The sequence below is a fragment of the Kitasatospora sp. NPDC088134 genome (assembly GCF_044741705.1).
In the GTDB taxonomy this organism is placed as follows: Bacteria; Actinomycetota; Actinomycetes; order Streptomycetales; family Streptomycetaceae; genus Kitasatospora.
This window is the reverse complement of the sequence record NZ_JBIUTD010000004.1, coordinates 1-22333: the sequence shown is the minus strand read 5'-3', so window position 1 is coordinate 22333 and position 22333 is coordinate 1. Positions and strand designations below refer to the sequence as shown.

The following is a 22333-nucleotide window of genomic DNA, read 5'->3' as shown; positions in this document are numbered from 1 at the left end:
ACAGACCTCCTGGTCAGACCCGCGGCTCTACGGCGTCCGCGAGGGATTCGGATCGATCGGTGTCGGTGCGCTCCACCCGGCGCACCGGGACGGAGGGGGTGGCGGCCGCGGGGCGGCGGGACAGCAGCGGCCCGGCCATCGCGGTGGTGACCAGCGCCATGATCACGAGCATGGTGAACATCCGGCCGTCCAGGACGCCCAGGCTGACGGCGGCGTTCAGGATGATCAGCTCGGTCAGGCCACGGGTGTTCATCAGCAGCCCCAGGTCGAGGGACTCCCGCCAGGAGAACCCGGCCAGCCGGGCCGGCAGCAGCGCGCCGGCGAACTTGCCGACGCAGGCCACCAGCACGATCGCGGCCAGCGCGAACCAGTCGCCGGAGGTGAGCGCGCCCAGGTCGACGCCCAGGCCGGTGATGATGAAGAACACCGGCAGCAGCACCACGCTGACGTTCTCCAGCGGCCGGCGGGCGTGCTCGATCAGCACCCGGGCGGGCTCCCGGGGCATCACGAAGCCGAACAGGAAGGCGCCGAAGATGGCGTGGATGCCGATCCAGGTGGTCGCCCAGGCCGACACCATCGCGCCCGCGCAGAGCACCGCCAGCAGCAGCGACCAGCGCTCGGCGGCGGCCAGCCGCCACATCAGCCGGGCCGCGGCGGGCCGCACCACCAGCAGCATCACCGCCAGGTAGACGACGCTGTACGCGCCGATCCGGAGCAGGCCCGCGTAGTCGCCGTGCGAGGTGACCAGCGCCGACACCCAGGCCAGCAGGCACCAGGCCAGCAGGTCGTCGATGGCGGCGGCGCCCAGCGACAGCGTGCCGACCCGGCTGCCCATCAGCCGGTTCTCGGTGATGATGCGGGCCAGCACCGGGAAGGCGGTGATGGACATCGCGGTGCCGAGGAAGGTGGCGAAGGCGGAGAACGGGATGGTCTTCCCGGCCACCGTCATGTGTTCCGGGTAGAGGAACACCGCGAGGCCGGCGCCGAGCGCGAAGGCCAGCGCGATCGAGAGCAGCGACACCCCGGCCGCCATCCTGGCGTGCGGCTTGACCAGACGCTGGTCGAACTCCCAGCCGACCAGGAACATGAACAGCACCAGGCCGACCTGGGAGACGGCGGACAGCAGCGGCCGCACGTCGGTCGGGAACAACTTGTGGGTCAGGTCTCCGGGGAGCAGGCCGAGCAGGCTCGGGCCGAGCGCGACGCCGGCCAGGATCTCGCCGACCACGACCGGCTGCCGCACCCGCCGCACCAGTCGGCCGAACAGCGCGCCGACCAGCAGCACCACGCCGATGTCGGCGAGCATGGTGGCCAGCCGCAGGTCCGTGCCGGAGGCGGCGGAGGCGAGCGTCACGAGGGCCTCCCCGCCGGTGCGCCCCTGGTCCAGAGCACCTTGAACTCCAGGTCGGCCAGCCGCCAGCCGGCCGCGGTGCGGACGGCCAGCGCGGTCGCCAGCGTCCCGGCCTGGAACATCGGGTCGCCCTCGGTGCCGGGGTGGTGGACGTGGCTGGCGATCACGTTGGCGCGCAGCACCGCCCGGTCCGGGCCGGAGCGCTCCAGCACCGCGGCGGAACCGAGGTGCTGGTGCGAGGCGAACTTGTCGAGCGAGGCCCGGTGCCAGTCGACCATCCCGTCGATGCCGCGGTGGCCGCTGATCGGGAACGCCACCCGGGCGTCCGCGGTGAACAGTGCGCGCATCCAGTCGTCGTCGATCTTGTCGTCGTCCAGGCCGATCAGGTAGCGGTCCAGCAGGGCGCGTATCTCGGATTCTTCTTCCCATGGAGGCTGCATTCTCCGAGGATGCACCGGCCTCTTCCGCGCGCGACAGCCGCTTTTCACATTCCTGACAGAGTGCGGAACCGTCCGTGACACGGCCGTCCCGACCTTGGCAAATACACCGGCAGTCCTGAAAGGCCGGGCCTTTCCGATCACCCAGCGGACTTGTCAGACTTTCATTCGACCGCCGTTCCAGACGACGAAAGCGATGAGAGAATGCCGAAGATCTCCGCCGATGGCCAGCACCTCACCGTCCTGAACGTTTTTGCGACCGACGCCCCGGAGAAGCAGGAGAAGCTGCTCGCGGCGATGCGCGAGATCGTGGACGCGGCGACCTACGAGGGCTGGATCTCCAGCACCGTGCACTCCGGCCAGGACAAGTACGGCACCTGCAACTTCATCCAGTGGCGCAGCACCGAGGACCTGGAGACCCGCTACCAGGGCGAGGAGTTCAAGCACCGCACCCTGCCGCTGTTCGGGGAGATCACCACCTCGATCCGGCTGCTGCAGAACGAGATCGCGTACACCCAGCAGAAGGACTCCGTGGACGGTCTCACCGAGATCTCCCCGGACCGCGACGACTACACAGTGGTCGACCTGATCGGCGTCGAGGAGGCCGACCAGGAGGAGCTGATCGAGGTGCTCGGCGCCGGCCAGGAGTGGCTGAGCAACGTCCCCGGCTACCGCACCCACACCGTGCTGCGCGGCCTGCGGGCCCGCGGCCTGGAGGGCAAGTTCGTCGTCCAGTACGCGCAGTGGGACAGCGAGGAGGCGTTCCGCGCCCACCGCGACCTGGCCGAGGACGCGAAGTCCCCGGAGCGCCAGAAGGTCGACTCCCGGGTCGCCGAGCTGGCCACCTGGACCGACCAGAACACCTACCGGGTGGTGCACACCCGCGCCGCCGGGGCCTGACCCCGGACGGCGGGTCGGCCCGCCCCCGAAACCGGCCGCTGCCTGGTCCCCCCTCCAGGCGGCGGCCTTTCGGCGCATCACCACCCGGTGCCGCGCCGCCCACCAGTACGGGAACCCCAGCACAGGAAGAGGACGCACAGTGACCCTGCAGATCACCGAAGTACGCCACACCGCGCACGAGATCGAGATCGCCGTCCCGGCGGAGACCGTCCACCGGCTGCTCGCCGAGGTGGCCGAGTGGCCGCGGATCTTCCCGTCGGTGCTCGCCGTCGAGCACGAGCCGGCCCCGGCCGGCGAGCAGCGGCTGCGGATCTGGGACGTCGTCGACGGGGCGCCGCGGGAGCGGCCGCTGCGCCGGATCGTCGAACCCGCCGCGCTGCGGATCAACTTCCAGGAGTTGCGGGCCGAGCCGCCGGCCACCGCGCTCGGCGGGGCCTGGCTGGTCGAGCCGCTCGATCCGGGCCGCAGCCGGGTCCGGCTGCTGCACGAGTTCCAGGCCGCCTCGGCGGCAGACCTGGAACTGCTGCACGCCCGGGTCGAGGAGTTCGGCCGGACCGAACTCGCCGGTCTGAAGCGGAACGTGGAGTTCGCGCACGCGGCGGAGGCCGCGACGTTCTCCTTCGAGGACACCGTCGAGATCCACGCCGATCCCGCCCGGGTCTACGACTTCATCGACCGCGCCGACCTGTGGGCCGAACGCCTCCCCCACGTCGCCGCCGTCCGCCTCACCGAGGACACCCCCCACCTCCAGACCCTGGAGATGGACACCCGCGCCAAGGACGGCACCACCCACACCACCAAGTCCCACCGCGTCACCACCCCCGGCGAACGCATCGCCTACAAGCAGGTCACCCTGCCCGCCCTCCTCGCCCTGCACACCGGACGCTGGACCTTCACCCCCACCCCCCACGGCACCACCACCGCCACCTCCCAACACACCGTCACCCTCCACACCGACCGCATCACCGGCATCCTCGGCCCGCACGCCACCCTCACCGACGCCCGCACCTACGTCCACGACGCCCTCTCCACCAACAGCCGCGCCACCCTCCAGCACGCCAAGACCCACACGGAGGGCGGACGTTGACGACCACCCGATCCCCGCAGGGGGCGCGGGACCCGCTGGACATCTGGCTGCTGCCGCCGCCGGACTCCCCCCGGGACATCCCCGCCACCGAACTGAACGCGTACGAGCGGCACCGCGCCGAGTCCTACCGGCGCTCCGACGACCGGCGGATGTACCTGGCCGCGCACGTCGGCCTGCGCCGGGTGCTCGCCGTCTACACCGGCATCGACCCGGACCGGCTGCGGCTGGGCGGTGAGCGGTACGACGGCAACGGCGCCCGGCAGGGGCGTCCGCGGGTGCTCGGCGTGCCGGGCGCGCCCGAGTTCTCGCTGTCGCACAGCCACGGGCTGGCGCTGGTGGTGATCTCCGCCGAGCGGGTCGGCGCGGACGTGCAGCGGCTGCCGTCGCCGGAGACGGTGGCGGCCTGCCTGCCCTCGCTGCACCCGGCCGAGCGGGCCGAACTGGACGCGCTGCCGGAGGCCGAGCGGCCGTCGGCGTTCGGCCGGCTCTGGGTCCGCAAGGAGGCCTACCTGAAAGGGCTGGGCACCGGGCTGGCCCGCGGCGCCGACGCCGACTACCTGGGCGAGGCGGGCCTGGCACCCCGCCCGGCCGGCTGGGTGGTCGGCAACCTGCCGCTGTGCCTGTCGCACATCGCCGCGGTGGCGCTGCGCGGCGACGGCGACCGGCCGATCGTGATGCGGTCGGTCCCACCGGAGTACCTGTACGCGGCCCGCGGCGCGGTGGAGCTGATCGGCGGCATGCCGCCCGGTCTGCGCACCGTGCTGCGGGCCGACCCCGCTGCGGCCCGGGCCACCGCGCCCTGACCGGAAACGCCCGAGGGGGCGCGGAGTTCGGGTGAACTCCGCGCCCCCTCGACGTGGCCGGTCGGACCTGACGCGCGCTCAGGCCACCGCCTGCCAGCTGCGCGGCCCCTCGAAGCCGGGGACCCGCTCGGGCCGCCACCACAGCGGCTCCGAAACGCAGCCGGCCTGCTCGGCGACCCGGCGGGCGGCCCGGTCGACGGCGCACCGGGCCAGCAGCACGGCGGTCAGCACCGCCAGCTCCTCGCCGGTCGGCGAACCGTGCTCGACCCGCAGCAGCGACTCGACGTGCAGCACCTCGTCGTCCGCGCCCCCGCCGGGGCCCAACAGGGCGCTCACTGGGGCGGGTTGCCGTGCTTGCGGCGCGGCAGGTCGGCGTGCTTGGTGGTCAGCATGGCCAGCGACCGGGCCAGCATCAGCCGGGTCTCGCGCGGGTCGATGACCTCGTCGATCAGGCCGCGCTCGGCCGCGTAGTAGGGGTGGACCAGTTCGCGCTTGTACTGGTCGATCTTCTCCCGGCGCATCTCGTCCGGGTCGGCGGCGGCGGCGATCTCGCGGCGGAACACCACGTTCGCCGCGCCGTCCGCGCCCATCACGGCGATCTCGTTGCCCGGCCAGGCCAGCGCCACGTCGGCACCGATCGAGCGGGAGTCCATCACGATGTAGGCGCCGCCGTACGCCTTGCGCAGCACCACCGACACCCGGGGCACGGTGGCGTTGCAGTATGCGTACAGCAGCTTGGCGCCGCGGCGGATGATGCCGTCGTGCTCCTGGTCGACGCCGGGCAGGAAGCCGGGGACGTCCACCAGGGTGACCAGCGGGATGTTGAAGGCGTCGCAGAACTGGACGAACCGCGCGCCCTTCTCGCTGGCCTTGATGTCGAGGACGCCGGCCATCGCGATCGGCTGGTTGGCGACGATGCCGACGGTCCGGCCGTCGATCCGGGCCAGCGCGCAGACGATGTTCTGCGCCCAGAAGGCGTGCACCTCCAGGTACTCGCCGTCGTCGACGAGCTCCTCGATCACGGTGCGGATGTCGTAGGAGCGGTTGCCGTCCGCCGGGACCAGGTCGAGCAGCGCGTCCGCGGGCCGGTCCGCCGGGTCGGAGGCCGCCGCGACCGGCGGCAGCTCCCGGTTGTTGGCGGGCAGCAGCGACAGCAGGTAGCGGACCTCGGCCAGGCAGCTCTCCTCGTCGTCGTGGACGAAGTGCGCGACGCCGGAGGTGCCGCCGTGCACGTCGGCGCCGCCGAGGCCGTTCTGGCTGATCTCCTCGCCGGTGACGGCCCGCACCACGTCCGGGCCGGTGATGAACATCTGCGAGATGTCGCGGACCGCGAACACGAAGTCGGTCAGCGCGGGGCTGTAGGCCGCGCCGCCGGCGCACGGGCCGAGCATCACCGAGATCTGCGGGATCACGCCGGACGCCTTGGTGTTGCGCTGGAAGATGCCGCCGTAGCCGGCCAGCGCGCTGACGCCCTCCTGGATCCGGGCCCCGGCGCCGTCGTTGAGCGACACCAGCGGCGCGCCGGCCGAGATCGCCATGTCCATCAGCTTGTGGATCTTCTGCGCGTGCGCCTCGCCCAGCGCGCCGCCGAACACCCGGAAGTCGTGCGCGTACACGAAGACCGTGCGGCCGTCGACGGTGCCCCAGCCGGTGATCACGCCGTCGCCGTAGGGTTTGCGGCGCTCCAGGCCGAAGCCGGTGGCCCGGTGCCGGCGCAGCGACTCCACCTCGGTGAAGCTGCCCTTGTCCAGCAGCAGGTCGATCCGCTCACGCGCGGTCAACTTGCCCTTCTTGTGCTGCCGTTCGGTCGCCTGCGGGTCCTCCCCCTCGCGGGCGGCGATCCTGCGTCTGGTCAGCTCCTCCAGCGGACCGGGCGACTCGGTGGTGAGTACGGCTTCCATCAGCTTTTCTCCATTTCCGAGACGGTTGTCGAGACGAATGTCGGTGCGGATGCGGATGCGAGTTCGGATGCGGTCGGTGCGGTGCCCGCCGCGGGGTCCGACGTGTCGTCAGAAAGCCTGTGCGCCGGGGGGACGGGGACCGTGACGGAGCGGCCCCGTCCCGCCGGCAGCAGGGGGAGGGCGGCCAGCGCGACGGCCAGGCCCCCCAGACAGAGACCGACCCGCACACCCAGCCGCTCGGCCACCAGGCCGAACAACAGCGCGCCGAGCGGGGTCGACCCCTGCAGGATCAGCGTGTAGAGCGCCATCACCCGGCCCCGCAGGGCCGGTGCGCTGCCGAGCTGCACGCGGTGGTTGGCGGCCTGCGCGAAGTACACGGCCGCGAACCCGGTCAGGACCAGGGCGCCGGCCGCGGCGGCGGCGCTCGGCGCCAGGCCGGTGCCGACCTCCAGCAGACCGAGGGCCAGCGCCGCGCCGGCCACCGCGCGCGCCGCCGGACGTCCGGTGCGCACCGTGGTGGCCAGCGCGGCGGCCAGCGACCCGGCCGCGAACGCCGTTGACAGCAGCCCGAACGCGGCCGGGTCGTCGTGGAACCAGCCCTTGGCGAGCAGGGGCAGGCTCAGCTGGAAGGTGAACGCGAACACGCCGGCGGCGGCCAGCAGGCCCAGCACCGCCAGCAGGTCGGGCCGCTCGCGGACGTACCGCAGTCCGTCCACCACCCGCCCCGCCCGGCCCGGTCCGGGCCCGCGCAGCAGTTCCGCGGGCCGGATCAGCAGCAGCCCGGCGACGGTGCCCGCGTAGCTGACGCCGTTGAGCAGCATCACGCCGCCCGGGCCGAGCGCGCCGATCAGCACCCCCGCCAGCGCCGGCCCGGCCACCCGCGCCACGTTGAAGTACGCGGCGCTCAGCGCCGAGGCGTTGGGCAGCAGGTCGGGGCCGACCAGCTCGCTGACGAAGGACATCCGGGTCGGCACCTCGACGGCGTTGACCACGCCCAGGCCGAGCGCGCAGGCGTACACCGCGCCCAGCCCGGCGGTGCCGGCCAGCACCGGCACCGCCAGGGCCAGCGACAGCGCCGCCGAGGCCAGGTTGGCCGCCACCAGCAGCCGCCGCTTGTCGTGGCGGTCGGCGAGCCGGCCGCCGTACAGCGTCAGCAGCGCCATCGGGGCGAACTGCAGGGCGGTGACCGTGCCGAGGGCGGTGGCGGAGTCCCCGGTGAGCGAGAGCACCAGCCAGTCCTGGGCGGTGGCCATCATCCAGGTCCCGGCCACCGACACCACTTGGCCGACCGCGAACAGCCGGAAGTTGCGCACCCCCAGCGAGCGGAACGGCACGGCGGCGGCCCGGCGGGCGGCCCCGCGGGCGGATCGGAGCACGGTGGTGGACCTGGGCATCGTTCAGCCGCCCGCCGCCGCGCTCGCCGCGCGTCCGGCCAGGCACTCCTCGAAGAAGGACAGCGCCTGCAGGTGGTAGGCCCGGGCGGTCCAGCCCAGGCTGATGTTGTGCCCGGCGTCCCGCTGCCGGTGCACCGAGACCGCCGGGGCAGCCGCGAACTGGGCGGCCAGCTCGGCGAGTTCGCCGTCGTCGTGGCGCCACCAGAGCTCCACCTCGGCGAAGGTCAGCCGGACCGGCACCCGGACCCTGGCGGCCAGGTCGGCGAACCGGCCGGGCCACTGGGCGGCCTCGGCGCGCTCGCGCGGCGGCATCGGGCGGACCATCGCGTCGGCGTCCCGGAAGGTGTTCGGCGGGTAGTAGCGCAGCGCGCCCCAGTTCCGCCGCCAGTGCGCCTTCTGCGGGGCGGTGTTCAGCAGGTCCGGGTCGACCGCGTAGTCCCGGCCGAGCCCGGACACGTCCAGGCCGAGCAGCGGGGGCGCGCCGGCCGGGGCCGGTTCGGCGGCGTAGGTCAGCGCCAGCTTGCCGCCGAAGGAGTGCGCCAGCAGGAACACCCCGGCGCCGACGGCGTGTTCGCGGGCGTACCGGGCCACCGCCGCGTGCAGGTCCGCGCCCTGCTCGGCCAGCGAGCGGCCGCCGGGGGCGGCGGCCGCGGAGTCGCCGTAGCCGGGCCGGTCCACGGCCAGCACCGCGTACCCGAGGTCGGCGCCCAGGGTGAGCAGTGACAGGTCGGGGTGGGCCTGGCCGTGGAAGTAGCCGGCGCTGGTGCCGCCGCCGTGCACGGCGAGCACGGTCGCCCGGGGCGGGCCGACCGGCTCGGCGAGCAGCGCGGACAGCGTCAGGTCACCGCCGGGCAGGGCGATCCGGCGCACCCCGGGCCGGGGCGGGGCGGCGACGGTGGTCACGCGCCCACCTCGTTCCGACCGGCCACGGCGCCTGCCCGCCCGCACCGCTCGGTTGCGGCGTCCGCCCGCGCGCACTTGACGGCCGCCCGCACGCTCCGCCCGGCCGTGGCGTCCGCCGGCCCGCGCCTCGTCGTGGTCCGCCCGCTCATGCCGTCTCCGCCGGGCCGAACCAGCGGGTCAGGGCGGCTTCGAGGCCGTCGGGGCCGGGGCCGGCCCAGGCCACGTAGCCGTCGGGGCGGACCAGGACGGCGCTCGCCCCGGCCACCGCCCACGGGTCGCGCAGGGCGCCGGTGACGGTGTCGACCCGGTCCTTCCAGGGGGCGGCGACGGCGCGGGCGGCCTCGTCGTCGGCGAGGTCGAGCAGCACGCCCTGGCCGCGGTGCAGCAGCGCGGGGGTGCGGACCTCGCCCGCGGCGGTCTCCAGCACCCGCGGGGGCAGCCGGTGGCCGGTCAGCGGGTGGGCGCCCTCCTCCGCCGGGTAGGCGATGTCGAGGTGGCCGACCCGGCCGGCCAGCAGGCGCTTGACCGAGTCGTGCCGGCCGATCAGCTCGGCCATCAGCTCGCGCAGCGGCTCCGCCTCGGGGCCGCCGAGGTAGATGCTGCCCTGGGCCCGGGTGTTGGCGAGCAGCCGCTCGCCGACCGGGTGCCGCTCCGCGTGGTAGCTGTCGAGCAGCGCCCGGTCGCCGTGGCCGCGCAGCACCGCGGCGAGCTTCCAGCCGAGGTTGGCGGCGTCCTGGACGCCGGTGCTCAGGCCCTGGCCGCCGGCCGGGAGGTGGATGTGGGCGGCGTCGCCGACCAGCAGCACCCTCCCCCGCCGGTACTCGGTGACCTGCCGGGTGGCGTCGGTGAAGTTGCTGACCCAGTCGGCGCCGCCGCCGGAGATGTCCTCGCCGGTGAGGCGCTGCCAGGCGGCGGCGACCTCGGCGAAGTCGGTCCGCCCGGTGCGGTCGGCGGGCGGGGTGCCGTGCTCGCAGACGATGATCCGGTCGACGTTCTCGGCCAGCGGCGCGGACATCACCATGCCGCCGGGCACCCGCTCGCCGAGCGGGCGGGGCTTGACGGCGCAGCCGACCACGTCGGCGAGGTACATGCCGCGGGTGGCGGGGGTGCCGGGGAAGTCGAACCCGGCGGCCCGGCGGACGGCGCTGTGGCCGCCGTCCGCGCCGACCAGGTAGGCGGCGCGCAGCCGGTGCTCGACGCCCTCGTGGTGCAGGGTGGCGGTGACGCCGTCGACGTCCTGCTCCAGGCCGAGGAACTCCCAGCCGCGGCGCAGTTCCGCGCCGAGTTCCAGCGCCCGGTCCTCCAGCACCTGCTCGGTGCGGGACTGCGGGATGCCGCGGGCGCCGAAGTGCCCGTCGGGCAGCACGGTGTAGTCGAAGGCCACGCCGCCGAAGTGGCCGAGCGGGCTGGTCTCCAGGCCCTCGAAGCGGTCGGCGAGGCCGCGCTGGTCGAAGGTCTCCAGGGCGCGGGCGGTGAAGCCCAGGCCGCGGGACTGGCCGGTGGGGGCGGGCAGCTTCTCCACCACCAGGACGCGGGCGCCGCCGAGGCGCAGTTCCGCGGCCAGCATCAGTCCGGCCGGTCCGGCGCCGACGACGATGACGTCGGCGTCCCTCTCCCCGTTCATCTCTTCCTCCTGATACGTGGTCAGTGGTGTGCGGCGGGCGGGCCGAACCAGCGGGTGAGCGCCGCGGCGAGGCCGTCGGGGCCGGGGCCGGCCCAGGCGACGTGGCCGTCGGGGCGGACCAGCAGGGCCTCGCGGGCGGGCAGCGGGCCGTCGGCGGCGGGCGCCGCGCCGGCCGGGTCGACCCGGCCGGCCCAGGGGCGGACCGCCTCCCGCAGGTCGGGGCCGTCGGCGGCGGGCAGCAGCAGGCCGCGGCCGGTGCGGAGCAGTTCGGTGCTGCGGACGGCGGTGCCGTCGGGGCGGTGCAGCACGGTGTCGGGCAGCCGGGCGCCGAGCAGCGGGTGCCCGGTGCCGGCGGTGCGGTAGGCCAGGGCGGTGCCGGAGATCACGCCCGCCAGGTGGGCGCGGACGGGCTCCAGCCGGAGCAGTTCGGCGAGCAGCGCCCGGAACGGCTCGGTCTCGGGGCCGCCGAGCAGCAGGGAGCCCTGGGCGTCGATGTTGGCGAGCACCTGGCGGCCGACCCGGTGCCGCTCCTGGTGGTAGCTGTCGAGCAGGTCCTCGCCGGCGTCGCCGCGAACTACGGCGGCGAGCTTCCAGCCGAGGTTGAAGGCGTCCTGCAGGGCCAGGTTGAGGGCCTGGCCGCCGCTGGGCATCTGCCGGTGGGCGGCGTCGCCGGCGAACAGCACCCGGCCGTGCCGGTAGGCGGCGAGCTGCCGGTGGGCGTCGCCGAAGGCGTTCAGCCAGTGCGGTTCGCCGCCGGAGATGTCCTCGCCGGTGACGGACCGCCAGACCTCGGCGACCTCGCCGAACGCCGGGTCCTTGCCGTCGCGTTCGCCGACCGGGCGCCCGAACCGGTGGACCATCACCCGGGTGACTCCGGCCCGGGTGGCGGCGATGGCCAGGCCCCGGGGCAGCCGCTGGAAGCGGCGGTCGGGCACGTCGAGGCCGGTGACGTCGGCGCGCAGCAGTTCGTGCTCGGCGTCCCGGCCGGGGAAGTCCGGCCCGGTGAGGCGGCGCACGGTGCTGTCCTCGCCGTCGCAGGCGACCAGCCAGCGGGCGGTGACGGACACCGGCCCGTCGGGGGTCTCGGCGTCGATCCGGACGGTGTCGGGGCCGGGCAGCACGGCGGTGACCTTGTGGTGGCGGCGCAGGTCGGCGCCGAGCGCCACCGCCCGGTCCTGGAGCAGCTGTTCGGTGCGGCCCTGCGGGACCTTCCACTGCCCGGGGTGGGGCCCGGGCAGGGTCAGGTCCAGCGGGAGGCCGCCGAAGTGGCCGCGGGGCTCGTTCGGCGGGGTGCCGAGCTCGTCCAGCAGGCCGCGCGCGTCGAGGATCTCCATGGTCCGGGCGTGCAGGGTGGTGGCCCGGGACTCGGTGGTCGGCCCGTCGCGCTCGTCGAGGACGGTCACCCGGGCGCCGCCGAGGCGCAGTTCGGCGGCGAGCAGCAGCCCGGCGGGGCCGCCGCCGACCACGGCCACATCGGTGTCGGCCGGCGCGGCGGCCGGGTCCGGGCTCCGGGTCATGACCGCGTGCCGCCCTCCGCGAAGGCCTTCGCGTGCTGGAGGGTGGCGCGGCTGTTGGTGGAGAGGGCGTCGTGGACGTAGGTGCGGGCGTCGGCGAGGGTGGCGTCGGGGCCGAGGATGCCGGTAATGCGGTCGGTGTGGAGGGTGACGGTGTGCTGGGAGGTGGCGGTGGTGGTGCCGTGGGGGGTGGGGGTGAAGGTCCAGCGGCCGGTGTGGAGGGCGAGCAGGGCGGGCAGGGTGACCTGCTTGTAGGCAATCCGCTCGCCGGGGGTGGTGACGCGGTGGGACTTGGTGGTGTGGGTGGTGCCGTCCTTGGCGCGGGTGTCCATCTCCAGGGTCTGGAGGTGGGGGGTGTCCTCGGTCAGGCGTACGGCGGCGACGTGGGGGAGGCGTTCGGCCCACAGGTCGGCGCGGTCGATGAAGTCGTAGACCTCGTCGGGCTTGGCGGAGATCTCGACGGTGTCCTCGAAGGAGAACGTCGCGGCCTCCGCCGCGTGCGCGAACTCCACGTTCCGCTTCAGACCGTCCAGCTCGGAGCGGCTGTTGCGGTCCACCGCCTGGTCGATCCACAGCAGGTCGTGCGGGTCGTCATTGATCGCCCGGTAGTCGTGCAGCAGCCGGACCTTGCTGCGCCCGCCGTCCAGCGGCTCGATGATCCAGGTGCCGGCCATCGCGGCGACCGGCGGCGCCGGGATCTCCTGGCGGAAGCCGATCCGCAGCGCCTGCGGGTCGAGGTCGCGGTGCGAGGTCCAGTTCTTCGGCTGGCCGTTGGCGGTGGCCGAGATGTGGATGCGCTCCTGGCCCGCGCCGAGGTCCTCGCGGTCCACGTGGATGGTGGGCGGGAAGATCCGCGGCCAGTTCTCGACCTCCGCGATCAGCCGGTAGACGGCCTCCGCGGGGGCGTCCACCGTGATGTCGTGCTCGACCTGACGGGTCGTCATTGCTGGGTTCCCCTCCGGGTTCGGTGCTGCCGGGTGCAGAAGCGGATCAGAAGTTGCCGAGGCCGCCGCAGACGTTGATGGCCTGCGCGGTGATCGACGCGGCCGGGTCGGAGGCGAGGTAGGCGACCATGCCGGCGACCTCCTCCGGGGTGGAGTAGCGGCCCAGCGGGATCTTCGACTGGAACTTCTGCAGGATCGCGTCCTCGGTGGTGTCGTAGGCGGCCGCGTAGCCCGCCCGCACCCGGTGCGCCATCGGCGTCTCGACGTAGCCGGGGCAGACCGCGTTCACGGTGATCCCGGTCGGCGCGAGCTCGTTGCCGAGCGCCTTGGTGAACCCGACCACGCCGTGCTTGGACGCGGAGTACGGGGCGCCCAGCACCACGCCCTGCTTGCCGGCGGTGGAGGCGATGTTGATGATCCGGCCCCACGGCTTGTGCCGCAGCCCGCCGGTGGTCAGCACCTCGCGGGTGAGCCGGAAGACGCTGGTCAGGTTGGTCTCCAGGACGTCGGCCCACAGCTCGTCGGCGATGTCGGCGGTGACGCCGCCACCGGACCGGCCCGCGTTGTTGACCAGGACGTCGACGCCGCCGAAGCGCTCCACCGCGGCCTGCACGAAGGCCGTCGCGGAGGCCTGGTCGCGGACGTCGAGCACCGCGCCGTCGGCCTCGAACCCGTCCTCCTGGAGCTGCTTGACGGTGGCGGCGACGTTGTCGGCGTCACGGGCGCCGATGAACACCCGGTGCCCGGCGGCGGCCAGCGCCCGGGCGGACGCCAGGCCGATGCCGCTGGTGGCGCCGGTGACCAGGGCGACCCGGCCGTGGGCGGAGGGGGAGCTGGACATGCTGTTCCTCTCGGGAGAGCCGCGCCGGGTCCGGCGGTGTGGGGCCCGCCGGACCCGGACGACGGCGGAAGGGAGTGTCGGGAGTGCCGACCGCCGCCCGGAGGGCTGTGCTCGGGAAGTGTGGCGGCGGCCGTTCGGAAATGACTCAGGCGGCGGTGAAGTGCCGGTTGACCGCGTCGATCAGCGCGCGCGGGGTGTCGACCTCGCTCAGCAGGTCGTCGTCGAGCGCGACGCCGAACTCGCGCTCGATCCGGCTGCCGGTCTCCAGCAGGGCCAGCGACTCGTAGCCGAGCACCTCGAACTGCACGTCGAGGATCTCGCCGTCCAGGTCGACGCCCTCGTCGGCGCCGGCCGCCTCCAGCAGGATGCGGCGCAGGTCCTCAAGGGTGAACTCGCGGGTGGAAGTGGACATCTGACGCCCTCTCTGGCGATGCGGATGGGTGTGCGTGCGGCGGACCAGGTGGATCGGGTGGATCGGGTGGAGCTGGTGGAGCTGGTGGATCAGTCGGTGGCGCGGACCACGACCGCGGAGTTGAAGCCGCCGTAGCCGCGGGCCAGCACCAGCGCGGTGCGCACCCGGGCGGTCCGCGGCTGCGGGCCGACCAGGTCCAGGCCCAGCGACTCGTCCGCGTTGACGTTGACGGTCGGCGGGATCAGTCCCTCCTCGATGGCCAGCAGCGCGGTGGCGATGTCCAGCGGCGCGGCGCCGGAGTACAGCCGACCGGTCATCGTCTTCGGGGCGGTCACCGGGACACCGCAGACGCCGAACACCGCGCACAGCGCCTCGGCCTCGACCCGGTCCAGCTCGGGCACGCCCGCCGCGTCCGCGAACACCACGTCCACGTCCTCGGGGCGGGTGCCCGCGTCGGCCAGCGCCAGCTCGACCGCCTTGCGCAGCGCGGGTTCCCGGCTGCTGCCCGGCTTCGGGTCGAAGGTCGCGCCGTAGCCGGCGATCTCCCCGTACACCCGGGCGCCGCGGGCCTGCGCCGACGCCGCCGACTCCATGATCAGGATCGCGCCGCCCTCGCCCGGCACGTAGCCGGACGCCTCGGTGTCGAAGGGCAGGTAGGCGCGGGCCGGCTCGTCGCTGGTGGTCATCCGGCCCGCGGCCTGCTGGGCGACCCAGCCCCACGGGCAGATCGAGGCGTCCACCGAGCCGGTGACGATCACCGGGGTGCCCTTGCGGATCAGCCGGCGGCCGTGCGCCACCGCGTCGATCCCGCCCGCCTCGTCGCTGACGATGACGCCGCTCGGGCCCTTCATGCCGTTGCGGATCGAGATCTGACCGCTGTTCACCGCGTAGAACCAGGCGAAGGACTGGTACGCGGACACGAACTGGCTGCCCTGGCCCCAGAGCTTCTCCAGCTCGTTCTGGCCGAACTCGAAGCCGCCCGAGGAGGACGCGGTGACCACGCCCATGTCGTACGCGGGCAGGTCCTTCGGGTCCAGGCCGGCGTCCTTCAGCGCCCAGTCCGCGGCGACCAGCGCCAGCCGGGTCATCCGGTCGGTCTGCGGGATCAGCCGGCTCGGCAGGTGGTCCTCGGCGACGAAGCCGGGCACCTCCCCCGCCAGCGTCGACGGGTACGAGGCCGGGTCGAACCGGGTGACCCGGCCGATGCCGCTCTTCCCGGCCCGGGTCGCCGCCCAGTAGTCGGACGTGCCGAGGCCGTTCGGGGCCGCGATGCCGATGCCGGTCACCACCACCGGGGTACTCATGCCAAGCTCCTCTCGGGCCGCGCCAGCACCATGGCGCTCTGGAAGCCGCCGAACCCGCTGCCCACGGTCAGCACCGCGTCGGTCCGCTGCTCGCGGGCCGTCAGCGGGACGTAGTCCAGGTCGCAGTCCGGGTCGGGGGTGTGCAGGTTGGCCGTCGGCGGCACCACGTGGTGCTCCATGGCCAGCGCGGACGCGGCGATCTCGATCGAGCCGATCGCGCCCAGCGAGTGCCCCACCATCGACTTGATGGAGCTGACCGGGGTGGCGTACGCGTGGTCGCCCAGGCTGCGCTTGAACGCCGCCGTCTCGTGCCGGTCGTTCTGCTTGGTGCCGGAGCCGTGCGCGTTGATGTAGTCGATCGCGGTCGGGTTCATCCGGGCCTCGCCCAGCGCCGCGTCGATCGCCTCGGCCATCTCCGCGCCGTCCGCCCGCAGACCCGTCATGTGGTACGCGTTCGAGCGGGTCGCGTAGCCGGCGATCTCCGCGTAGACGTGCGCGCCGCGGGCCTTCGCGCTCTCCAGCTCCTCCAGTACGAACACCGCCGCGCCCTCGCCCAGCACGAAGCCGTTGCGGGAGGCGTCGAACGGCCGGGAGGCGTGCGCCGGGTCGTCGTGCCGCGGGGTGGTGGCCTTGATCGCGTCGAAGCAGGCCATGGTGATCGGCGAGATCGGGGCGTCCGAGGATCCCGCGATCATCACGTCGGCGGTGCCCTCGCGGATCAGCTCCACCGCGTGGCCGACCGAGTCGATGCCGGAGGTGCAGCCGGTGGAGACCACCGTGCTCGGGCCCTGCGCGCCCAGGTCCCAGGCCACCTCGGCGGCGAAGGAGCTCGGCACCAGGAAGTTGTAGAGGTGCGGGACGGCGTAGGTGTGGTCCACCAGGTGCAGCCGGCCGCCGTCGCTGACGACGTTGTACTCCTGGTCCAGGCCCATGGTCGCGCCGACCGCGCTGCCGATGGTCACCCCGACCCGGTACGGGTCCGCCCAGTCCGCGGTGATGCCGCTGTCCGCCACCGCGCCGCGCGCCGCGACCACCGCGAACTGCGCGGCCCGGTCCATCCGGCGGATCTCCTGCGGCGTCAGACCGTGCTCCGTCGGCTCGAAGTCGATCTCCGCGGCGACCCGGGACCGGAACGGCGCCGGGTCGAAGAAGGTGATGCCGCGGGTCGCGGTGCGACCCTCGCTCAGCAGGTCCCAGAACGCCTTGCGCCCGACACCGCCGGGCGCGATCACCTCGATGCCGGTGATCACCACGCGACGGGCGCTCATGCGGACGCCTCCCACTGGTAGAAGCGCTGCGCCATCGCGTCCGACGGGGACCGCCAGGTCTTCGGGTCGTAGGCCTCGATGAACGGCTTGAGGTCCTGGCTGATGCCGGCGAACCGCGGGTCCGTCTTGGCGCCCTCGATCCGCTCGCCGCCGTTGTCGGCGTCGAAGTCCTGGAGGTGGAAGTACAGCCCGCGGTAGTGGAACAGCTGGCGCCGGCGGGTGCCCATCCGGTGCGGCATGTCCGTGCGGTCGAACTCCCCGAAGAGCGTGGCGACGTCCAGGCTCGCCTCCGGGTCCATGCGGGCGACAATCAGCGTACTGTGCACCGTATTCCCCTTCTCGAAATCAGCGCACCTGGATACGGTGCGACCATTTGACACCTATTCTCCGAGCCCTTTTGCGCGCTTTCAACGACTCGATCGTCAGGGAATTGCCAGGGCTTCGAAAAAACCGTCCGGACCGACCCGGGAGAATTCACTCGGGCGTTTACTTGATCTCGCAGAGCGCGGCGCCGCTGGAGACCGGGGCACCGACCTCGGCCTTGAGACCGGTGACGGTGCCGGCCTTGTGGGCGTTGAGGGGCTGCTCCATCTTCATCGCCTCCAGGACGACGATCAGCTCGCCCTCGGCGACCTGCTGGCCCTCCTCGACGGCGACCTTGACGATGGTGCCCTGCATCGGCGAGGCCAGCGTGTCGCCGGACGCCGCGCCCTTCCGGGCCGCACCGCCCGCCCGCCGCTTGGTCTTCTCCGCCGCCGCCGGAACGGGCGCCCCCACCCCGAGCGAGGAGGGCAGCGAGACCTCGATCCGCTTGCCGCCGACCTCGACCACGACGTGCTCGCGCGGCGCGGGCTGCCCCTCCTCGCCGCCGGTCGCGGTGAAGGCGGGGATCCCGTTCGCGAACTCGGTCTCGATCCACCGGGTGTGCACCCCGAACTCCTTCGCCCCGCCCAGCAGTTCGGGGGCGAAGGCGGGGTCGGTGACGACGGCCTGGTGGAAGGGGATGGCGGTGGCCATGCCCTCGACCTTGAACTCCTCCAGGGCGCGGTGGGCGCGCTGGAGGGCCTGCTTGCGGTCGGTGCCGGTGACGATCAGCTTGGCGAGCAGGGAGTCCCAGGCGGGGCCGATCACGGAGCCGGACTCGACGCCCGCGTCCAGCCGCACCCCCGGGCCCGAGGGCGGGGCGAAGAGGGTGACGGTGCCGGGCGCGGGCAGGAAGTTGCGGCCCGGGTCCTCGCCGTTGATCCGGAACTCGATCGAGTGGCCGCGGACCTCCGGATCGTCGTACCCCAGCTCCTCCCCCTCCGCGATGCGGAACATCTCGCGGACCAGGTCGAGGCCGGTGACCTCCTCGGAGACGGGGTGCTCGACCTGCAGGCGGGTGTTGACCTCCAGGAAGGAGATCAGGCCGTCCTGGGAGACCAGGAACTCGCAGGTCCCGGCGCCGACGTAGCCGGCCTCCCGCAGGATCGCCTTCGACGCCCGGTACAGCTCGGCGTTCTGCTCGGGCGTGAGGAACGGCGCGGGGGCCTCCTCGACGAGCTTCTGGTGGCGGCGCTGCAGCGAGCAGTCCCGGGTGGAGACCACCACCACGTTGCCGTGGGTGTCGGCCAGGCACTGGGTCTCCACGTGCCGGGGCTTGTCGAGGTACTGCTCGACGAAGCACTCCCCGCGCCCGAACGCCGCCACCGCCTCGCGGACCGCGGACTCGTACAGCTCGGGGATCTCCTCCAGCGTGCGGGCGACCTTCAGGCCGCGCCCGCCGCCGCCGTAGGCGGCCTTGATCGCCACCGGCAGGCCGTGCTCGGCGGCGAACGCCACCACCTCCTGCGCCCCGGTGACGGGCTCGGGCGTGCCCGCCACCAGCGGCGCGCCGGCGCGCTGGGCCACGTGCCGGGCGGTGACCTTGTCGCCCAGGTCCCGGATCGCCTGCGGCGGCGGGCCGATCCAGGTCAGCCCGGCGTCCAGGACGGCCTGCGCGAAGTCGGCGTTCTCCGACAGGAAGCCGTAGCCCGGGTGGACGGCGTCCGCCCCCGAGTCCGCCGCGGCCTTCAGCACCTTCGCGATGTCGAGGTAACTGGTCGCGGGGGTGTCGCCGCCCAGCGCGTACGCCTCGTCGGCCGCCCGCACATGCAACGCGTCCCGGTCCGGCTCCGCGTACACCGCAACACTGCCGATCCCCGCGTCCCGACACGCCCGGGCAACACGAACAGCGATCTCCCCGCGATTGGCGATCAATACCTTGCGCACTGTGGTGGACACATTGACTCCTCTCGGAGCCACAAGCCTGTTCGATCACCGGGGGCCCGGCAATGGCGACCGTTGCAGGAATACGCCGGAATCACCAGGGACGGTCGCGCGCAGGCCGGTGGCGGAAAGGAATCCGCCAAGCCACCGTCAAGCGCGCGACCGGGAATTCCCCGGGGAATTCAAAGCCGGGCCGGGGAGAGCAGTTCCCGGTACCACGGCGCGGCCCGCCGGAACCCGGCCGCGAACGGGGCGCCGGGCTCCAGGCCGAGCCCGGTCCAGAGCCGGCCGCATTCGAAGACGTGATCCTTCGTCAGCAGGTCCAGCCGGTCCGGGTCCAGGCCCTCCGCGGCCAGCGCCGCCCGGGCGGTCCGCTCGTCGACCTCGCGCTCCGGCCCGGGCAGGCCGGCCACCTCGGCGACCGCCGCCAGCAGGGCGTGCACCGGCACCGGCTCGGGGTGCCCGGCGTGGTGGACCACCCCGCGCCCGGCGGTCGGGGCGAGCGCCACCCCGACCAGCAGCCGGGCCAGGTCGCGGACGTCGATCAGGGTGCTCCGGGCCGGCCAGCCGTCGACCGACCCAGGCAGCACCCGCAGCAGCCGGGCCAGGCCGGGGCCGACCCAGCTGTCGCCGTCCCCGTAGACCAGGTGCGGGCGCAGCACCACGCCGCCCTCGGCGAGCACCGCGTCCTCGGCCAGCGCCCGGCTGCGCGAGGTGGGCGAGGCGGGCCGCCGCTCCAGCTCCTCCGGCCGGGCGCCCCGGAACACGCCCCGGCCGTACACCGAGGCGGTGCTGAGCTGGACGATCCGGCCGACCCCGGCCCGCCGGGCCTCGGCGACCAGCGCGGCGGTGCCGCGGGCGTTGACGGCGTGGTTGACCGCCTCGTCCCCGCCGATCTGCGCGGCGCAGTGCACCAGCACGTCGACGCCCGCGCAGACCCCGCGCAGGGTGCCCGGGTCGGCCAGGTCGGCGGCGACGGTCTGCAGGCCGTCGTCGGCGAGCGGGACGGGGCTGCGGTGCCGCAGCACCCGCAACCCGACGGCCTGGCGGCGCAGTTCGCGGACCACCCGGCGGCCGACGAAGCCGGAGCCGCCGGTGACCAGTACGGTGACCACGGCGCTCACCGGGGCCGCGGGAGCAGGCAGAGGTCCGAGCGGAAGACGGTGCAGTCCTCCTGCACCCCGCGCACTCTGACGGTCCGTCCGCCGCAGTCGCCGTCCGGCCCGACCTCGGCCTCGATCCAGCACGGCCGGTCGAGTTCGACGTACTTGGTGAAGTCGGTGGTGGCGGCGGTCAGCACCGCGTCGGTCAGCCCGGTGGCGGCGTACGCGGCCTGCCGGGCGGCCTCCAGCAGCACCATGCCGGGGACGTGGTCGACGGGGTGGTCGAAGAAGATCGGGTGCCCGGTGTCGACCCGGAGCTGCCAGCGGTCGCGGTCGCCGGGCAGCGGGCGGGCCAGCACCACGTGGCCGACGCCGGGGCGGCCGACCTCGGTGTGCGGGAGCGCGCCGAGCGGCAGCGGGACGGGCGCCCCGAGCGGGCGGCCCTCGCGCAGCCGCCGGTAGACCACCGGGCTCAGACAGCGGAAGCCGGCCGTGGCGGTGGCCATCGGGCGGCCGTCCCGGACGGCGGTGACGTGGTAGCGCATCTCGCTGAGCGCGCGGCCGCGCCGCACGATGTCGCTGCAACTGGTGCGGAGTTCGACCTCGGTGGGGACGCCCTCGGCCAGGAACAGGTCCGGGCCCGCCTCGAAGGACATGTCCCACATCAGGAACTGGTGCCCGAACGGCACGTCGAACTCGGCGTGCGCGAGCAGCGCGCCGGCCTGCCGGACGGACTCCACCAGCAGCATCGGGTCCTGATAGCCGCGCTCCTGGGCGAACAGGGCGTGGCCGCGCGGCCACTGCGCCCGGACCACGAACTCGGGTGCGCCGTCGGCGCGTTCCTCCTCGACGGTGTCCCAGTTGGTGAGCAGCACCTCCGAGACGGCGGCGCGGTGCACGTACTCACGGGGAACAGTGCAGGTCAGTGCGGTGCGCGGAAGTTCTCGTACCTTACCGGTGAGACTGGGCATGTGCGTGGCACTCCTGTCCTGGGCAGGCAGGGGCGGCGGACACTTCGCGGGCCACCCCCTCGACCAACGGCTGTGACGCCAAGATACAGACAAGTTGGTCCGGTTTATCAAGACCCCATCGGAGATCCTCATCCGGACGGTCACCGACCGCGCCGCCGAACCGGCCGGGAGCTGCCGTTTTTCCGGGGAACCGCGAACAAACATGACGGCCTGTACGATTCGGTTGCACCGGGCCTCGGGCGGCCCCAACTGCCTTACGGGCGAACGCCGGAGCGAATCATGGGCGAATGTCCCGGTTTGCCCGGCCAAGGTTGACGGCTCGTTACCCGCAGGGGTCCGGTCGGCTACGTCAACCTCACCCGCACTTCCGTTGACAATCAGACAGGTCTGTTTGATATCTTCGCAGTAGCGAGTGCACAACTGACCGTGAAGACGAGGGCGTGCCCGAGGAGGACCAGATGAACCGGCCGGCCGTGGACATACTCGAACCACCGACCGGGCGCCGGCCCCGGCCCCACCCCGCCGTCCCGCCCGCCCCGCCGGCCGCCAGAGGCAGCCAGGCGCTCCGGGTCCTGGTGGTGGAGAACGACGGCCGCGCGGCGGACGCCCTGCTCCAGGGCCTCACCAGGCAGGGGTACGCCGCGTACGGCGTCGGCACCGGCGCCGAGGCGCTGCGCGGGCACCCGGACGCGGAGCTGATCCTGCTCGACCTGGACCTGCCCGACCTGGACGGCCTGGAGGTCTGCCGCGGCATCCGCGCGGTCAGCAACACCCCGATCATCACCGTCACCGCGCGCAGCTCCGAACTGGACCGGGTGCTCGGCCTGCAGGCCGGCTCGGACGACTACCTGGTCAAGCCGTACGGCTTCCGCGAACTGCTGGCCCGGATGGACGCGGTGATGCGCCGGGTGCACGCCCAGCCGCCGACCAGCCCGGTGATCACCCACGGGGCGCTGTGGATCGACGTCGGCGCCCGGGTCGCCACCCTCGGCGGCGTCCCGGTCGACCTCACCCGCAAGGAGTTCGACCTGCTGCACCTGCTGGCCTCGCAGCCCGGCACGGTGATCTCCCGCCGCCAGATCATGGCCCAGGTCTGGGACGACGCCTGGTCCCCGCGGGGCCGCACGGTCGACACCCACGTCGGCACGCTGCGGGCCAAGCTGGGCACCGAGTGGATCATCACGGTGCGCGGGATCGGCTTCCGGCTCGGCATGGGCGAGGCACCGCCGGCCTCCTAGGGCTCGTATTCTGTTGTGATCATTCTGGGAAGTTGCTCTCGCGGCGCGGCCTGATCCGGTAGACCGTGTTCCGTGACGCGAGTGCAACTTT

General features: G+C 73.7%; 21 protein-coding genes. 4 read left to right on the top strand and 17 right to left on the bottom strand.

What is annotated here, in order from left to right:
* Positions 1-13: 13 nt before the first annotated feature.
* Together ACIOHG_RS07975 and ACIOHG_RS07970 are read right to left on the bottom strand one after the other, a co-directional pair.
* Positions 14-1354 carry a cation:proton antiporter gene (locus ACIOHG_RS07975; RefSeq protein ID WP_400946789.1) on the bottom strand — a complete coding sequence of 447 codons (1341 nt, stop codon included), beginning with the start codon at positions 1352-1354 and terminating at the stop codon, positions 14-16.
* Positions 1351-1791, bottom strand: coding sequence for a nuclear transport factor 2 family protein (locus tag ACIOHG_RS07970; RefSeq protein WP_400946786.1), 441 nt, complete (start codon positions 1789-1791; stop codon positions 1351-1353). The genes ACIOHG_RS07975 and ACIOHG_RS07970 overlap by 4 nt, the downstream gene beginning before the upstream one ends.
* 201 nt (positions 1792-1992) lie before the next feature.
* On the opposite strand from ACIOHG_RS07970, the gene ACIOHG_RS07965 reads away from it, so the two are divergent.
* The 3 genes from ACIOHG_RS07965 (at position 1993) to ACIOHG_RS07955 (ending at position 4578) form a co-directional block, all read left to right on the top strand.
* On the top strand, positions 1993-2688 hold the full coding sequence (locus tag ACIOHG_RS07965; protein WP_400946783.1) for an antibiotic biosynthesis monooxygenase family protein: 696 nt from the start codon (positions 1993-1995) through the stop codon (positions 2686-2688).
* Between the two features lie 139 nt (positions 2689-2827).
* Positions 2828-3775: an aromatase/cyclase gene (locus ACIOHG_RS07960; protein ID WP_400946781.1), complete on the top strand. Its 948-nt coding sequence runs from the start codon at positions 2828-2830 to the stop codon at positions 3773-3775.
* Positions 3772-4578 (top strand): 4'-phosphopantetheinyl transferase family protein, encoded by an 807-nt coding sequence (locus tag ACIOHG_RS07955; protein WP_400946778.1) that lies wholly within the window; start codon positions 3772-3774, stop codon positions 4576-4578. The genes ACIOHG_RS07960 and ACIOHG_RS07955 overlap by 4 nt, the downstream gene beginning before the upstream one ends.
* A 78-nt stretch (positions 4579-4656) precedes the next feature.
* Here the strand turns inward: ACIOHG_RS07955 and ACIOHG_RS07950 are convergent, their stop codons facing one another.
* The 15 genes from ACIOHG_RS07950 to ACIOHG_RS07880 form a co-directional block, all read right to left on the bottom strand.
* Complete coding sequence (locus tag ACIOHG_RS07950) at positions 4657-4914, bottom strand: acyl-CoA carboxylase subunit epsilon (protein WP_400946775.1); 258 nt, start codon at positions 4912-4914, stop codon at positions 4657-4659.
* Positions 4911-6479 carry an acyl-CoA carboxylase subunit beta gene (locus tag ACIOHG_RS07945; protein ID WP_400946773.1) on the bottom strand — a complete coding sequence of 523 codons (1569 nt, stop codon included), beginning with the start codon at positions 6477-6479 and terminating at the stop codon, positions 4911-4913. The genes ACIOHG_RS07950 and ACIOHG_RS07945 overlap by 4 nt, the downstream gene beginning before the upstream one ends.
* Complete coding sequence (locus ACIOHG_RS07940; RefSeq protein WP_400946770.1) at positions 6479-7855, bottom strand: MFS transporter; 1377 nt, start codon at positions 7853-7855, stop codon at positions 6479-6481. The genes ACIOHG_RS07945 and ACIOHG_RS07940 overlap by 1 nt, the downstream gene beginning before the upstream one ends.
* 21 nt (positions 7856-7876) lie before the next feature.
* Positions 7877-8776 carry an alpha/beta hydrolase gene (locus ACIOHG_RS07935; protein WP_400946767.1) on the bottom strand — a complete coding sequence of 300 codons (900 nt, stop codon included), beginning with the start codon at positions 8774-8776 and terminating at the stop codon, positions 7877-7879.
* A gap of 145 nt (positions 8777-8921) precedes the next feature.
* Complete coding sequence (locus tag ACIOHG_RS07930; RefSeq protein ID WP_400946764.1) at positions 8922-10400, bottom strand: FAD-dependent monooxygenase; 1479 nt, start codon at positions 10398-10400, stop codon at positions 8922-8924.
* 20 nt (positions 10401-10420) lie between these two features.
* Complete coding sequence (locus tag ACIOHG_RS07925; RefSeq protein WP_400946761.1) at positions 10421-11917, bottom strand: FAD-dependent monooxygenase; 1497 nt, start codon at positions 11915-11917, stop codon at positions 10421-10423.
* Positions 11914-12858 carry an aromatase/cyclase gene (locus tag ACIOHG_RS07920; RefSeq protein ID WP_400946758.1) on the bottom strand — a complete coding sequence of 315 codons (945 nt, stop codon included), beginning with the start codon at positions 12856-12858 and terminating at the stop codon, positions 11914-11916. The genes ACIOHG_RS07925 and ACIOHG_RS07920 overlap by 4 nt, the downstream gene beginning before the upstream one ends.
* A gap of 46 nt (positions 12859-12904) precedes the next feature.
* Positions 12905-13699 (bottom strand): 3-oxoacyl-ACP reductase FabG, encoded by a 795-nt coding sequence (gene fabG / locus ACIOHG_RS07915; protein ID WP_400946755.1) that lies wholly within the window; start codon positions 13697-13699, stop codon positions 12905-12907.
* Between the two features lie 145 nt (positions 13700-13844).
* Complete coding sequence (locus tag ACIOHG_RS07910) at positions 13845-14111, bottom strand: acyl carrier protein (protein ID WP_400707585.1); 267 nt, start codon at positions 14109-14111, stop codon at positions 13845-13847.
* An 89-nt stretch (positions 14112-14200) separates the two neighbouring features.
* Positions 14201-15415, bottom strand: a complete 1215-nt coding sequence (locus ACIOHG_RS07905; protein ID WP_400946752.1) for a ketosynthase chain-length factor — start codon at positions 15413-15415, stop codon at positions 14201-14203.
* Entirely contained in the window at positions 15412-16683 is a 1272-nt protein-coding gene (locus ACIOHG_RS07900) for a beta-ketoacyl-[acyl-carrier-protein] synthase family protein (RefSeq protein ID WP_400946749.1), read from the bottom strand. Before ACIOHG_RS07900 ends, ACIOHG_RS07905 begins: the two co-directional genes overlap by 4 nt.
* Positions 16680-17009, bottom strand: a complete 330-nt coding sequence (locus tag ACIOHG_RS07895; RefSeq protein ID WP_400946746.1) for a TcmI family type II polyketide cyclase — start codon at positions 17007-17009, stop codon at positions 16680-16682. Before ACIOHG_RS07895 ends, ACIOHG_RS07900 begins: the two co-directional genes overlap by 4 nt.
* Positions 17010-17169: 160 nt before the next feature.
* Positions 17170-18933, bottom strand: a complete 1764-nt coding sequence (locus ACIOHG_RS07890) for an acetyl/propionyl/methylcrotonyl-CoA carboxylase subunit alpha (RefSeq protein WP_400946744.1) — start codon at positions 18931-18933, stop codon at positions 17170-17172.
* A 179-nt stretch (positions 18934-19112) separates the two neighbouring features.
* Complete coding sequence (locus ACIOHG_RS07885) at positions 19113-20045, bottom strand: NAD-dependent epimerase/dehydratase family protein (protein WP_400946742.1); 933 nt, start codon at positions 20043-20045, stop codon at positions 19113-19115.
* Positions 20046-20050: 5 nt separating this feature from the next.
* On the bottom strand, positions 20051-21004 hold the full coding sequence (locus tag ACIOHG_RS07880; RefSeq protein ID WP_400946739.1) for a ScbA/BarX family gamma-butyrolactone biosynthesis protein: 954 nt from the start codon (positions 21002-21004) through the stop codon (positions 20051-20053).
* Between the two features lie 458 nt (positions 21005-21462).
* Between ACIOHG_RS07880 and ACIOHG_RS07875 the strand changes: the two genes are divergently transcribed.
* Positions 21463-22242: a response regulator transcription factor gene (locus tag ACIOHG_RS07875; protein ID WP_400946736.1), complete on the top strand. Its 780-nt coding sequence runs from the start codon at positions 21463-21465 to the stop codon at positions 22240-22242.
* Positions 22243-22333 lie beyond the last annotated feature (91 nt).

Coding starts and splice junctions, on each gene's coding strand:
- ACIOHG_RS07905 (WP_400946752.1), bottom strand. CDS start 15,415: ATGAGTACCCCGGTGGTGGTGACCGGCATCGGCATCGCGGCCCCGAAC.
- ACIOHG_RS07880 (WP_400946739.1), bottom strand. CDS start 21,004: ATGCCCAGTCTCACCGGTAAGGTACGAGAACTTCCGCGCACCGCACTG.
- ACIOHG_RS07925 (WP_400946761.1), bottom strand. CDS start 11,917: ATGACCCGGAGCCCGGACCCGGCCGCCGCGCCGGCCGACACCGATGTG.
- ACIOHG_RS07930 (WP_400946764.1), bottom strand. CDS start 10,400: ATGAACGGGGAGAGGGACGCCGACGTCATCGTCGTCGGCGCCGGACCG.
- ACIOHG_RS07970 (WP_400946786.1), bottom strand. CDS start 1,791: ATGCAGCCTCCATGGGAAGAAGAATCCGAGATACGCGCCCTGCTGGAC.
- ACIOHG_RS07945 (WP_400946773.1), bottom strand. CDS start 6,479: ATGGAAGCCGTACTCACCACCGAGTCGCCCGGTCCGCTGGAGGAGCTG.
- ACIOHG_RS07920 (WP_400946758.1), bottom strand. CDS start 12,858: ATGACGACCCGTCAGGTCGAGCACGACATCACGGTGGACGCCCCCGCG.
- ACIOHG_RS07910 (WP_400707585.1), bottom strand. CDS start 14,111: ATGTCCACTTCCACCCGCGAGTTCACCCTTGAGGACCTGCGCCGCATC.
- ACIOHG_RS07965 (WP_400946783.1), top strand. CDS start 1,993: ATGCCGAAGATCTCCGCCGATGGCCAGCACCTCACCGTCCTGAACGTT.
- ACIOHG_RS07900 (WP_400946749.1), bottom strand. CDS start 16,683: ATGAGCGCCCGTCGCGTGGTGATCACCGGCATCGAGGTGATCGCGCCC.
- fabG (WP_400946755.1), bottom strand. CDS start 13,699: ATGTCCAGCTCCCCCTCCGCCCACGGCCGGGTCGCCCTGGTCACCGGC.
- ACIOHG_RS07875 (WP_400946736.1), top strand. CDS start 21,463: ATGAACCGGCCGGCCGTGGACATACTCGAACCACCGACCGGGCGCCGG.